The organism is Lyngbya confervoides BDU141951 (assembly GCF_000817775.3).
Classification (GTDB): domain Bacteria; phylum Cyanobacteriota; class Cyanobacteriia; order Thermosynechococcales; family Thermosynechococcaceae; genus Lyngbya; species Lyngbya confervoides.
In genome coordinates this window covers 21478-34879 of sequence record NZ_JTHE03000027.1, presented here as the reverse complement: position 1 = coordinate 34879, position 13402 = coordinate 21478, and the positions used below count along the sequence as shown (strand labels likewise).

The following is a 13402-nucleotide window of genomic DNA, read 5'->3' as shown; positions in this document are numbered from 1 at the left end:
CTGGAGTGATTGCCTTGGCGCTGACCCAGCGCCGGTTGCTGTTTTATGGATTCGTTGAATGACTGTTAATCGTGGAAAAGGAATGCGCAACAGCTTTTTTGACGACTCTTTGGATAAGGACCATGTGAAGCGACGAATTCATGAGCTTTCTCGGGCTAAGGTGGGCTTTTACAGCATTGGCCTCTATCCGGCCTCCCTGGCCTACAACTCCGCCATGCAGGAGGGGGGGAAGTCCCTGCTGCTGGCCCCCAGGCCGGGACGGAAATTACTGGGCGCGTTTTCTGAGCAAGCGATTAGGGGCATGGATCCGGGGCATGTGGATCAGATGCACCGCATGGCCCATCACGAAGAGGGCAATCAGCGGGTGTCGAATTCTCTGGAATACCTGATCCGCACTTGCGATCTGGTCATCCTGAGCGCCAACAGTAACTACATCGAAGCGGATTTGGCCGAGGCGCGCGCCCTCCGCGAGCGACTCAAGCGCAGAAGCGTGGTGTTTGCCTGTTTGGCAGGATCCTACAACCACGATACCGTCACGGATTCTTCCTATGTTCTGTGCGAAAAATATCCTAATCTGGCATTTTTTTCAGGGTTTCACCGTCACGATGCCCTCCGTGACCCCTTTGATAGCTTTACCGCTAACTTCTGTCACCCAAATGCCCTGACGGCCCTGTTGGGCGCGTTTATTCTGGATAAGCTGTCGCTGAACATCCAGGTTGCGCCGGGGGTCCACAATGTGGAGGCGCAGTACATCAAGGCCGCCAAGAATATGGGGTCGATTTTTGCGGGGTTTGGCTATGAATATCACTGTGGCAACTCGGGAATTTTGCCCACCTTGCTCACCCTCATTCTGGATCAATGTTTGGACCAGGCAGCCACCGTTTCCATGCGACGGCGCGATCGCCACAACCTCTACTATCAGCAAGCGATTCCCCTGACGGAGCTGGGCTATGGGGTAGCCGGGATTGAGGCGATGATTGATCGCGGCGGCGATGCCGCCATTGCCCGCGATCACACCTTTTCCCAGTTGACTGCGATGGTTGCAGATGTGCGGGGCAGCATGATGATGCCCCTGTCGGGCAAACCCACCCGCAACTTCCAGGCGGGTCAGGTGTTAGCCAGAATGATGCGTGCCCAAGGCCGTTGTCCCCATAGCATGGTTGAGTACGAGGAATGGTGCGAAGAGGCTGGTCTTAAAAAGGGAGGCCTTGAGGGCGTTAAGGCGCTCCGCTATTGGCCCCAGATTCGGGAGCAGTATGGCATCCCGAGCCATGATGCCTCCATGGTGAATTTGCTCTATACGGTTCTGTGCGGCGATGCCGATGACAAGGACGCGGCCTTTTTGGTGATGACGGAAAGTCGGGAGCTCTCGAATTATTGTCAGGAATCGGTTCGGCCTACCCACAGCCGCAAATACTCCGGGGCGCTCAACAACTTAGAGAAGCCGGAATCAATGGAGTTGCTGGCCAATGCGGTGATTGCCGATACGGCCCGCAAAGCCATCTTCGATGAGAATGCTGCCGATGAGTTTGAGATTCAAGCGGACGATCCGGCCTACCTCCAGGCCATGTCCAGTATCGAAATGGAGATTCGCAGCCCCTCTCCCTTCTAGGGGCGTTGTGTCCCCGGTGGACTGGGTCCCCACGTCCCCCTTGGGTCGCGCATAGGCGTTAACGCAGTTGCGTGATCAGCTGCATCGCCCGCTGATGCAGGCTGAGTTTCCCTTGGGCGCGAAAGAGGGTGGCCCCGCGCTCCAGGTCTTGAAGGGCCTGTTTTCGCTGGCCAGCCTGGGCTAGAAGCTCTCCCCGGCTGGCATAGGCCACGGCATCGGAGGGATCGCGCTGAATCGCCTCCGTAAAGTCGGCCAGGGCTCCAGCGCGATCGCCCAGCTGCAGACGCGCCAGGCCTCGGTTAGTATGAACCTTCGTGGCGCTGGGCAGCAGCGTCAAGGTTTGGGAATAGTCCGCCACAGCCCCGCGATAATCCCCCACTTGCCCCTTGGCAAGGGCTCGATTGAAGTAAAAATGAGGTCGCTGGGGATCGAGGTCAATGGCCTTGGAATAGTCAATCAGGGCGCCGTTGGGATCATTCATCTGCAAGCGGGCCACTCCCCGCTGCAGATAGCTTGTCGCCTTTTGGGGATCCAGCATGACGGCCTGGTTAAAATCCGCCATGGCAGCTGAGTGGTTGCCCATTTCCGAATGGGCGCTGCCCCGTCCCAGATAGGCTGGGATTTCCTTGGGATTGCGGGCTAGGGCCTCGTCGTAGTCTGCGATGGCGCCGACATAATTTTTTAGCTCCAGCTTGGCTGCCGCTCGACCCAAGTAGGCCTCCTGGTAGTGGGGATTGAGAAACAGCGCAGAGCTGTAATCGTGGAGGGCCGTGAGCGGATCGCCGCTAGCGGTGCGGACGTAGCCCCGCTGGTAGTGCGCCAGGGGATTTTTAGGGGCCAGCTTGACGGCATAGTCCAAATCCGCCAGGGCAGACCCATATTGCCCCAGGGCAGCAAAGGCCAGGCCTCGGCCCAGGTAGGCCTCGGCATAATCGGGATTGGCCTGAATGGCCCCATTCAGCGCGGCGATCGCCCCTGGATAATCTCCTGATTTATAGTGCCTCCCCGCTTGCTGAAACAACTGATCGGCCTCTCCCCCCTGGGCTGCCAACCCTGGCAGGGCGCTATCCAGGGGCGCGGCAAGCAGAGGGGGGACCCCTTCCAGACGCTCAAGCCCCAGCATCAGGGTGCCGGTCAGTAAGGATAGGACGAGGGACCGAGAGCGGGCCCAGACAAAACAGTTAGGCGTCATGGATAGATTTGAAAAGGCCAGGAGTTGAGTGTCGGGAGTCTCCAGACTGCCCAAGGGCTGCCTGGACTACCAACCTAGCATTGACTCTGGCCGCGTGAACATGGGTCCTGACCCTAATCCGTCCTCCCTCGGGAAAACATGCGTCTCAGGGGTTAACCTCTAGGTCTGGCGGCGCCTCTCCATCCCCTAACCGGCGATAGATGTGCTCCCGCCGAGAGACTGCTCTGCTAAGAACAGGCAGACCCCTCGCGAGAGAACGCTTTGCGCGGAACTTTTAAGGGAAGACTCAGTCCCTGGACAGAGGAGTGGCCTCGCGTTCAACCACCGGTTGAAGGGGGGTGGCCAGGGTCTTCAGGGACCCGTCAATTCAACCTCACCCCCGCGCAGACATTTTTTCAGCAGACATTTTTTTCAGTGGTTCGTGAGAGTGTTTTATGAAACGAGTTGGATTTTTACTTCTAGGCGCTGCCTGCATCGCCGTACTCAAGGCCCCCATGCAAGCGGCCTACGGAGGATCAAACCGGCTGACGGTGCAGGTCCAAGGCCTTAAAGCGAGCCAGGGGCGCATGTGCTACAGCCTCTTTTCTAGCAGTCAGGGCTTTCCCAACCATGCAGAAAGTGCAATTCGAGCCACCTGTCTCCCGGTCAATACCAACAATTCGGCGATCGCCTTTGGGAATTTAAATCCTGGGACCTATGCAGTGGCTGTTTTCCACGACCGAAATGGGGATGGGCAACTCAATAAAAATCAGTTTGGAATTCCCACGGAGGGATTTGGATTTTCGCAAAATCCAGTCATTGTCTCCGGCCCCCCTAGCTTCCGCGATGCGGCCTTCCTGGTTGCAGGTCCCCGCAATGCCATTCAAATTCAGCTGAAGCATTTACTGTAAAGGCATCGATTGCAAGGCATCGATTGCAACCGCCTTTTCCTGGAAATGCTGACCCTGGACTGTCTCAGGGGCCTCCAGAGCGCCTCTCCGTTAGCGGGTCTGCCCCTTGGCGGGGGGTCACGGGGCCTGGAGATATTCTGCGTATCGCGCTTGAAGCTGGGCGCTGGGGATTTGTCCGAGCCAAAACTCCACCAGGGTTTGTCCCAGCGCCCAGGTTTCCTTGTCCACCGCCTGATCTGCATCCAGGGCCAGGGGCCAGATGGCCAGAAGGTCATCCAATTGAGTGGGTTCGTCGGCGAGAAGGTTGTGGAGGTCGAAGGCTAACTGTAGGCGTCCTAACACCACCGGAGCCTGCTCCAGGGGAAGTTGAGCCGCCAGTAGGGTGGCCAGCTGCGGCGATCCGGTCATCAAGGTGGATAGAAAGGTGAGGATGGGGCTTTTCAGCAGGGCCGTCAGCCCCTGGCGGGTGCTCATCTGCTGCTGGTATCGGTCAATAATCCGGGCCGCGGCCAAGGTCCGAGCTTCGCGATCCTGGAGAAATCGTGCCAGGCGCGTCTGCTTGGCGGGTTCGATCAGGTCCAATAGATTGGTGGATAATTCGGCTATTCCCCAGGGGGCGTAGGGGGACTGGGCCGTAACGCAGGGCAATACCACCGCCACCAGGTCTGCGAGAACTTCCTGGCGGTAAATCACCGCCTCACGGATGGACCTTTCCTTGGGGCGATCGCCTTCTCGCCAATCGTAGGGCGGCTGCCATTCCCGCAACGGTCGCAGGCGATCCACCTGGGTGACTACGGCAATCACGGGCAGATCTGGGCAGCGGTGCTGCACCTCCCGCAGAAAGTCCATATCCATCTGCAGGGCGGGATCCAGGGCTGGGGTTGCCAGCAGCAACATGTCGCAATCTTGAGCATGCTGGAGTACCTGCTGGCGATAGGTGGCCTGGTCAGCCTGCTCGTACCCCGGTGCATCCCAAAGGATGAGTTCTTCCTGGGTCTGGGCGCGGTAGTGATAGGCCTGGAGTCGATCTGTGCTGGGCAGCAGGTCCACGGCGGCCACGTCGCGGCGAAACAGCGTATTAATTAGGCTGCTTTTCCCGGCTCCGGTTCGCCCGGCCAGCAGTACCTGAACTGGGGCGCTGGCCACGGTGTCCTCTGGAACGGATCGCTGGATAATATCGCGCAGCGGTTGGGTTTTCTGGGGAGGAAGCGTCTCCGGTTCTGTCCAGGTCAGCGCCTTAACCTCTTCGCCGCTATAGAGGGCGATCGCCTGTTCCCCCAGCGCCCGCAGGGTGGTGTCTCGCATAATTTGCCCCAGGTGGACGATGAGCTGCTGGTTGGCCTGATCGGTATAGGTGGCTGTGGCGGTACGGGTCAGGGCCACGGCTGGATTAAAGACCCACTGGGACCACTGCCAGGCTTGCAGGGCACGACGGGCTGCCGGTTCGTAGCGCTGATAGGTTTCATAGGCTTCGTAGGCTTGACCCACCGTGACCCGTCCCAGCACGGGTGAGAGTTTATGCATCCAGCGATCCACATCATCCACCGTTCCGCGCAGCAGTCCGTAGGCTTGGGGGACATAGATATTGAGCAGTGGCCGTTTGACGCTGGGGTGATACACCTGGGCAATTTTTTCCACCAGGGTTTGGGTGCGTTGAAAAAAGAGGGGCCAATTCTCCCAGGGGAGACCGTCATCGCGGGCTTGGGTGATCACGGATTGAATAATGGCCTCGGCCTGCGCGGCCTGAAAATCCGAGGGAGGACTGTCCTCCTCGTTCTCTGCCAGGGGGGTGAGATCTGGTGTCTCAACGGAGGGCGGCTGAAGCCAGGTCACCACCAGCCAGCGCCAGCCCACAAACAGCAGCACAATAATGGCCCAAATCCAATTCAGGCCCCAGGCGTGAATTTGCAGTCCCGCGGCAATGCCTAAAAATGTGATCACCCCAACTAAGGGGGCAATGATGATTGCCCATTGCCAAGGGTTCAGCTTAATCATCTGTACAGATTCCGTTAACGTTACTGTGAGTGATGGGGTGGGCTGTGGTTTGGGGAACCCGTTTGGCGCCATCGCACCTGAGCTTTCAAAAATTTTAGCTTGATCGGGTCAGCATCTGGACGGCGCACAAGCCGATGGCCGCGAAAGGTGGCGCAGTGATCGGCGAGGCATTGCTCCCACTGACGGCGATCGCGGATCTCGGTGGGGTCATCCAGGAGTCCCCACTGTTCTTCCTGACGGGTGAGCCGGGCAAACTTTTGGAACTGAGGGTAGTCCGGGGCGACCAGGCGATCTTTGGCGTGCAAAAGGGGGGGACGGGGGTCTAAATCATAGTCCTGATAGCGCACCTGCAGATTCTGCAGATCAATTTGCATGGCCATCTTCAGGGGTGGATGGGGGTCGCGGTCAAAGTTGGGATAGTGCAGATAGGTAATGCGGGGCGTGCGAGTGCTTAATTGAATTACGGTGGCCTCACTCGGACGCCCAAGGGTGCGAGAGGCACAGCCTTCGTAAAGCCGCAGGAGAGGATCGAGCTGATCGAGGGCGGAGTGATGCACCCAGAGCGCCTGGTGATGAGAGTGACCGATGGGGCTCTGGGCACAGCATTGCTGGATTGTTTCCAGACGGCCCAGGGCCATGAGCATCAGATCGGCGGCGGTACAGGCCTGCTGGTAGCTACCGAACAGGCTGCGAATATCTTGCTGGACCTCGGCAGGAAGCTGACTCAACTTGGGGCGGCGATGGAAATGACTCAGGGCAATGAATACCAGCAGATCGTTGCGGCGTTTGTCGGCGATCGCCTCCCATTCCTGGGGATCGGTGGCCTGCAGAACCAGACGAAAGGCGCGTTTGATGGAGCCAAAGGTCTTGAGCAGGGGTTCCAGGGAATCGGCCTCCAGTTCAAGGGGGGTCGGGAGGCGACCCCGCTGGGTAAAGAAGGCCATCAGGGGCTGCAGCTGCGCCTGGTAGTCTTCAAAACGCCTTACACTCAGGCGAATTCGCGGCGCAGTGGCGCGGGATCGAAATCGGGAGGCGCGGAAGGCTTGGGCTTGCACTGCGTCGCGGAACACAAAGAAAATACCTGGAGCGACGGGGATGGCATCGACGCCTAAAACCTGGTCGATGTAGTGTTTGAGTTCATCTTGCTCGTAGTATTTTTGGAAGGTTTTGCGGCTAGTGACAATCCCATCGCCGTAGGCGACCCAGTCCTGGTTGGTATCTGGGATCATGACTTGGGCGGCTACGATGAGCACTTGCTGGGTTAAGTCCCAGGCTTGCAGCAGGGTGCGGCGGCGTTCGGCGGTATCTTCAATGACGTTGAGGATATAGCCTAAATTCACAATATCTGCGGCGGTTTTAGGGGCTTGGGGCTGATAGTGTGGATCCCAGCCGGAACTTGGGTAGCCCTGTTTGGCAATTAGCTGGACATCGCGGCCATGACCACAGCCATAGTCAAAAAAGGTCGTATTTGCTTGAAAAAGCTGGGCTTCCAGGGCAATTCGCACCGGTTTGGAGAGGTCTTGACGAACGATCGCAGCTTTATGACGTTCAATTTTTGGTTCTGAAATGATGTTCGCTCTAGAATCAGTTGGGCTGAGTTTTAGAGAACAAGCTAACACATGATCATGGATCTCAATTCTTCTTGCGGCAAGTCGCTGAATCCATCTTTGTCTTGTACCAATAGTATGAGCTTTCTCAAGCAATCCCTCTTGTTCTTCTTGCCAAGACAAATTAGAAAACTTTTTGTAAAGCGGATGTTGAGGAGAAAGCAAAGTCTCTTTCCGGTGAAGGATAGGTGGATTTTTGCTGTTTTTATAATCAATTAATTTCTGCTCTTGCGAGAAAAATTTAACGCTTATACTTGTTTCCAGAATCGGATGAGGACAACTCTTAAAGTCTCTGTAATGAAGGTATGAAATTGATTCTTTTGTATAATTAAATTTGATGACGTTAAAATAAAAGCTTTTTAATTTTGGTCGATTCTCCTCCAGAGAGATTTGCAGTAATTCTGGTAATTCGTGTAGGGATGAAATGTGAACATAGAGGGAGCCAGGAAGTTTTTTGCCAATTTGACTGGATTGACAAGCCTCTAAGAATTTTTGACGAAAATCACTCGAGAGATCCACTGATTTTAATAAGCCCTTCAGCGTTTATGTTAAATGTTGCAACACCTAGGATTTTCAGGATGATATCTACCAATACTAACAGCGGTCTTGGGGGAACAAGTCATCCTTGCTAAAAACTGTTACAAATTCTAAGGATGTGCAATTATATTGCCTAGGGCTGGAACCCAAAGAATGAAATATCGGAGTGATAAATAAATTTCCCTTCGGAGAAACAAATTTATTTGTTTAGATTCTCCGTCCTTTTGAAGTAGGCTGGGTTGTCAGAAAGGTGAATTTGTGAGATAAAATAGTACGAGCGATCTTCTATCGTATGATTAAACAGCGAAACCTCAAGTTAGATCTTCAGCCTCAGGCGAAGAAGAGTGTCTTTGCCAGGCATGAAACGTTCCATCCGAGATTCGGTTGGTTAAAGAAGGGGTTTGATCGCGCATCTAAGGATCCCACCATCTTTCTGTGTAAAGATGCGCCCGTGCGTCTTGGGGTTGGGAAGAACATGGTTCGCTCAATCCGGTACTGGTGTGGAGCCTTCAAGCTTCTGGAAAATGATCAGCCGACAGACTTCGGGCAGCAGCTCCTGGGCTGGGATGGGTGGGATCCCTATCTGGAGGATCCAGCCTCATTGTGGTTGTTGCACTGGAAGCTCTTGGAGCCTGCCTGCTTGGCAACAGCTTGGCATTTTGTGTTTAACTATTTTCAGCAGAATGAGTTTACGGTCGAGGATTTGTTTTATCGGCTAAGTGAGTTTTTAGACCAGGCATCAATTAAAATTGCTGACTCATCGCTGAAGAAAGATATTAACTGTCTCTTGAGGATGTATGTTACCCAGGATGCAAGGTCGTCCGTAAGCGAAGACTCGCTAGATTCTCCATTCGTGGATTTAGGCCTCATTAGTTCTGCTGGCGACTCGAAGCACTTTGCATTTAGACTTGGTAACAAGCCTTCGTTGCCTGCTGAGGTGATTGTGCATGCCTGTCTGTGTTATTCAGCCCTTCATTCTAAAACAACGAAGTCCATTCCGGTCTCTCGATTGTTGTATGAGGTGGGCAGTCCCGGAATGATATTTAAGCTTACCGAGAGTTCCATCTGTGGCGCAATTGAGTCCGTAAGCAAAAGCAACCTAAATGTAGGAATTGAAGATAGTGCCGGGCTCCTGCAGTTTAGTTTTGATCGTGACCCTGTCAAGCTATCTACAGAAATCCTGAATGACTACTATGATGCTTGGGGAGAAAATGCCGCATGAAATCGCAAAAGCTTGCTCATTTCTTCTCTCTTGAACGCCGATACTATCGCTCTGTAAACCTCGAACGGGATCTAAAATCTCGCGATGCTTTGCATGGCTATCTCTTAACTGAGCGTTCTGCAGAAGCCTTGGATCGGATTGTAAGGGCATTTTCCGATCTGGATGCACATCGAGCTTGGACTTTGACTGGGGTGTACGGCACTGGGAAGTCAGCTTTTGCTCATTTTCTGGCAAACCTTCTTTCTCCGTTAGAGTCCCAGCATCGTAAGATTGCAATTGATATTTCAAAGAGTGTTTTCTCCGATGATCATCCATTTTTCGAAGTTTTATCCCAGGCTATTTCTGAACAGGGTTTATACCGGGCAATCGCGACAGGACAACGAGAACCGCTAAACTGGACTATTATCCGTGGATTAACCTTTGGTTCTGATCTCTTTTGGAAAAGGGGAAATCGGCCGAACATAGTCAGACAGTTAACCGATTGGCAAGTTGAAATTAATTCGGGGGAATGTGCTGTTACGAATCAGCAAGTCCTGAACATGATTGAGGAACTTGTTGAAGAAGCTAAGGCACCAATTTTCTTTATTATTGACGAGCTTGGAAAGAATCTTGAATTTGCAGCTCAAAATCTGGGTAAGCAAGATCTGTACTTGCTCCAGCAAATTGCAGAGCTAAAGCAGTCTAGGAATTACCCAGTTTTTTTCCTCGGCTTGCTACATCAAACCTTTGATGGCTACAGCGAACGTTTGGCTACCGTTGAGAAGCAAGAATGGAATAAGATTCAAGGTCGCTTTGAGGATATCTCATTTCGAGAACTTCCGAGCCAAATGACACGTCTTATTGGACGGGTGATTAATAGAACGCAAGCCGTCTCACTGTTAAAGAGAGTTGAGCGTTTGGCGCAAAGTTGGCATGAGGTGTTACCGGATCTGTATTCGGAGCATGAAGTTTCTGCTGACATCATCGGCGATACGTATCCACTGCATCCCTTGACAGCGCTAGCTTTGCCTCAATTGTGTCTACAATATGCTCAAAATGATCGATCGCTATTTACTTTTTTAACTAGTGATGAGCCTTATTCCTTTAAAAGTTTCTTAAAAGGGAATGACGTCAGCGATCGCACGTTGCCAACCTTCAAGCTACACCATTTTTATGACTATTTTGTTGAGTCAGTTGCAGGGATTGCTTCACGTTTTAATCTACAGCGATGGGTTGAAATACAACGTTTAATTTTTGAGGCACGAGATCAAGATCCCCATGTTTTAAAGGTTCTTAAGTCAATTGGAATTTTAAACTTAGTAAGTTCCACAGGTTCGCTGCGTGCAACGCCTGAGCTTGTGGCTTTGTCACTGTGCGATAGTCCTAGGGATTTCAAACAGTTGAAGCATTGGCAAACTCTCATTCAAAACCTTCGTGATAAAGGGCTGGTCACTTATCGCAGGGCCTTGGATGAGTTGAGACTCTGGCAAGGTTCAGACTTTGATGTAGAACTTGCAATTCAAAATAAAATTGAAGAGACGCGCCAAACATTGGCAAGTTTACTTAGTACAATGCATCCCTTGCAGCCAATCGTAGCGCAGCGTCATTTATTGCAGACTGGAACGCTACGACTTTTTGAGCAGCGATACGTTGACAGTACAGGAAGATTGGAAGATATTACCTGTTCGGATTCAAGCCATGATGGCATGGTGGCGTATTGGATGGATATGACTCAACCCACTGTGATTCCAGAAACAACGAAGGATGGTAAGCCCTTTATTTTAGTGGCTCCACAAAATCTAGAGACGCTGTATGGTCGAGTTCAACAATTATATGCACTCCGAAAAATCAAAAAGGAATCCCCAGAGCTTAACTCTGACGGAGTGGCACGACGAGAGGTCAAACAAAGACTCTTTGAAGCTGAACGTTTATTAGATGAGACCCTGCAGTATATTTTTGCTGGGCAAGATACACAAAATCATTACTGGGTAAGCGGTAAATTAGAATCAGTTCCTAACATTAAAGTTTTTAGAGCACTCATTTCAGAGGTCTGTGATCTCACTTATCCTCAATGTTTAATTCTGGACAACGAATTAATCAATCGACGACAACTCACATCGCAGGCAGCAAAGGCGCGCCGACTAGTGATTGAGGCGATGATTGAGCGTGGTAACCAGGAACGTCTAGATTTTAAGGGTTATGGACCTGAAGTCGCCATATATTATTCAGTCCTGGAGAGTACGGGTATCCATAGACAAAATGACGATGGGTGGGAGTTTGGCCCGCCAGTTACTGGTTCGGGAATTGACACAGTCTGGAATTGTATCGAGACATTTTGTCTTGATGCAAAGAATGAACAGCGATCGCTAGACAAATTATACGATCGGCTTTCAAAGCCTCCTTACGGTGTCAAGCAGGGGGTTATCCCCATTTTGCTGGCAGCGGTGCTGTTATACCGTGTCGATGACGTGGGCATTTATAAGGAGGGAACATTCATTCCTGTTTTGGGACCAGAGCATTTTGAGTTATTGGTAAAAGAACCCTCTCGGTTCTCGGTGAAATACTTCGAAATATTGGGACTACGATCGCAGGTCTTTAAGGAACTAGAAGCCATTTTGAAGTCTCCAAATGCCAAGTCTCCTGCGGGCTTGCGGAATGTCTCGTTGTTAGCAATTGCTAAGCCCCTATTTGGATTCGTCCGTCAACTACCGGAGTTTACCCAATCGACAATACGGCTGAGTTCGGAAGCAAGAAAGGTTTTACAGGCGTTACAAACGGCTCAGGAACCCGATGCTTTGCTGTTTGTGTCTCTGCCAGAGGCCTGTGGATTGAAGCCGATAACGACGGGTCGCGAGGAAAATGAGCAAGAGGCAAAAGCGTTTCGGAAGAAACTGGTGCAATGCATCCATGAAATTCAAACTGCTTATGACAATTTGCTGACCGATTGCCAAAAGCATCTTTATGAAGCATTTGGGATTCGCAGCAAGGAAGCTAGCTTAAGAGAGGATTTGCGTGTTCGTGCCAGTTACCTAGTTGGGCAGTGCATCGATCCAATTCTGCGACATTTTGTCGCTAAAGCAGTGGAAGAGGAGTCATCGGATAGAGATTGGCTAGAGGCGTTGGTCAGAATTGTGGCAGATAAGCATCCAAAGGGATGGATTGATGAGGACTTTAGCCGATTTGAAATTTCTTTGAGTGATTTGGTTCGTCGATTCGAGAACTTAGAAGCGCTTCGTGCTGAAATCAAACGGCAGGGGAAAGGATTCGAAGCGTTGCGAATTACAGTGACGGAGCCAAATGGGCAGGAGGTTCATGAAGTTGTTTGGATTGATGAAGAATATGAGGAATTATTCGATCAGCTTACCGAGGAGGTATTGAATAAGCCAGCATTAAAAAACAATCCCCGTCTTCAGAAGATTTTTTTGGCAAAGCTGAATAAAAGACTCTTGAGTCGAGAAAATGTTAATTTATTAGATGAATTCGGAAAATCAAGACGGAAACGGGATCGGTTAGCATGAAAAAGAAGAATACCCGGCACATTCTGGGTCTCTCGGGTGGTAAGGACAGCACTGCCCTTGCTATTTTTATGCGTCAGGAGTACCCTAACCTAGGAATTGAGTACTTTTTCTGCGATACCCATAAGGAACTGAAGGAAACTTACGACTATCTAGGGCGAATTGAAGATTGGCTTGGAATTAAAATTCATTTTCTCGAAGCAGAACGAGGCTTTGATCACTGGCTGGATGTATATGGAGGTGTCTTACCATCTCCTAAGATGCGGTGGTGTACCAAGCAGATGAAAATCATTCCCCTGGAGAAATGGGTAGGGGATGATGAGGTGATTACCTACATTGGCATCCGTGCTGACGAGAATCGTGATGGCTACATTTCGACTAAACCCACTATTACAGCTAAATTTCCCTTCAAAGAACACGGCTTCGTCAAAGCTGATATCATCCGTTTACTTGAAGAAAGTGGCATCGGCATGCCTGATTATTACCGCTGGCGATCGCGATCGGGCTGCTACTTTTGCTTCTTCCAGCGCAAATATGAGTGGGTCATGCTAGCACAAGAGCATCCTGACCTTTTCCAAAAGGCAGTTGAATACGAGCAAAATCATCGAGATGGCAGAACTTATACCTGGACACAGGGCGAAACGCTACTGGAGTTACTAGAACGCAAAGACCAAATTATTGCTGACCATGAAAAAGCTATGGCAAGACAAGCTAGGGAAAAGCCCAATCAATCCCTCTCAGATGTACTAGAAAAAGTTTTAGATGATGAGGATGAAACATTGCCATGTTTAGCTTGCCACCTTTAAGAATAAGTTGAGATGAGTTATTTAGGTCTCCTATAAAAAGCTGCATT

The 13402-nt window shown here is 51.4% G+C and carries 8 protein-coding genes; 5 read left to right on the top strand and 3 right to left on the bottom strand.

All coding sequences use genetic code 11. The features are described from left to right. The first annotated feature begins 58 nt into the window (after positions 1-58). Positions 59-1612 carry a DUF8648 domain-containing protein gene (locus tag QQ91_RS04085; RefSeq protein ID WP_250833250.1) on the top strand — a complete coding sequence of 518 codons (1554 nt, stop codon included), beginning with the start codon at positions 59-61 and terminating at the stop codon, positions 1610-1612. A 58-nt stretch (positions 1613-1670) separates the two neighbouring features. Here QQ91_RS04085 and QQ91_RS04080 read toward each other — a convergent pair whose 3' ends face one another. Then, positions 1671-2804: a tetratricopeptide repeat protein gene (locus tag QQ91_RS04080; RefSeq protein WP_166280354.1), complete on the bottom strand. Its 1134-nt coding sequence runs from the start codon at positions 2802-2804 to the stop codon at positions 1671-1673. Between the two features lie 434 nt (positions 2805-3238). Between QQ91_RS04080 and QQ91_RS04075 the strand changes: the two genes are divergently transcribed. After that, positions 3239-3694 (top strand): DUF2141 domain-containing protein, encoded by a 456-nt coding sequence (locus QQ91_RS04075; protein ID WP_166280352.1) that lies wholly within the window; start codon positions 3239-3241, stop codon positions 3692-3694. Between the two features lie 117 nt (positions 3695-3811). Here QQ91_RS04075 and QQ91_RS04070 read toward each other — a convergent pair whose 3' ends face one another. After that, on the bottom strand, positions 3812-5689 hold the full coding sequence (locus tag QQ91_RS04070) for a GTPase family protein (protein ID WP_166280350.1): 1878 nt from the start codon (positions 5687-5689) through the stop codon (positions 3812-3814). Positions 5690-5709: 20 nt separating this feature from the next. Continuing rightward, complete coding sequence (locus tag QQ91_RS04065) at positions 5710-7308, bottom strand: DNA phosphorothioation-associated putative methyltransferase (protein WP_250833249.1); 1599 nt, start codon at positions 7306-7308, stop codon at positions 5710-5712. Between the two features lie 817 nt (positions 7309-8125). Here QQ91_RS04065 and QQ91_RS04060 point away from each other — a divergent pair. From QQ91_RS04060 to QQ91_RS04050, 3 genes are read left to right on the top strand one after another with little or no spacing between them, the layout of a single operon-like run. Continuing rightward, positions 8126-9055, top strand: a complete 930-nt coding sequence (locus QQ91_RS04060; protein ID WP_166280346.1) for a DUF4007 family protein — start codon at positions 8126-8128, stop codon at positions 9053-9055. Then, a complete protein-coding gene (locus tag QQ91_RS04055) occupies positions 9052-12552 on the top strand; it encodes a hypothetical protein (protein ID WP_166280344.1) in 3501 nt (1166 codons plus the stop codon). The genes QQ91_RS04060 and QQ91_RS04055 overlap by 4 nt, the downstream gene beginning before the upstream one ends. Further along, the gene (locus QQ91_RS04050) at positions 12549-13355 is read left to right on the top strand and encodes a phosphoadenosine phosphosulfate reductase domain-containing protein (protein WP_166280342.1); all 807 of its coding nucleotides are present in this window, start codon (positions 12549-12551) and stop codon (positions 13353-13355) included. The genes QQ91_RS04055 and QQ91_RS04050 overlap by 4 nt, the downstream gene beginning before the upstream one ends. The last annotated feature ends 47 nt before the right edge of the window (positions 13356-13402 follow it).

What these genes read in the sequence shown, in the direction of transcription:
- QQ91_RS04085 (WP_250833250.1), top strand. Translation starts at nt 59, where the DNA reads ATGACTGTTAATCGTGGAAAAGGAATGCGCAACAGCTTTTTTGACGAC.
- QQ91_RS04080 (WP_166280354.1), bottom strand. Translation starts at nt 2,804, where the DNA reads ATGACGCCTAACTGTTTTGTCTGGGCCCGCTCTCGGTCCCTCGTCCTA.
- QQ91_RS04075 (WP_166280352.1), top strand. Translation starts at nt 3,239, where the DNA reads ATGAAACGAGTTGGATTTTTACTTCTAGGCGCTGCCTGCATCGCCGTA.
- QQ91_RS04070 (WP_166280350.1), bottom strand. Translation starts at nt 5,689, where the DNA reads ATGATTAAGCTGAACCCTTGGCAATGGGCAATCATCATTGCCCCCTTA.
- QQ91_RS04060 (WP_166280346.1), top strand. Translation starts at nt 8,126, where the DNA reads ATGATTAAACAGCGAAACCTCAAGTTAGATCTTCAGCCTCAGGCGAAG.
- QQ91_RS04055 (WP_166280344.1), top strand. Translation starts at nt 9,052, where the DNA reads ATGAAATCGCAAAAGCTTGCTCATTTCTTCTCTCTTGAACGCCGATAC.
- QQ91_RS04050 (WP_166280342.1), top strand. Translation starts at nt 12,549, where the DNA reads ATGAAAAAGAAGAATACCCGGCACATTCTGGGTCTCTCGGGTGGTAAG.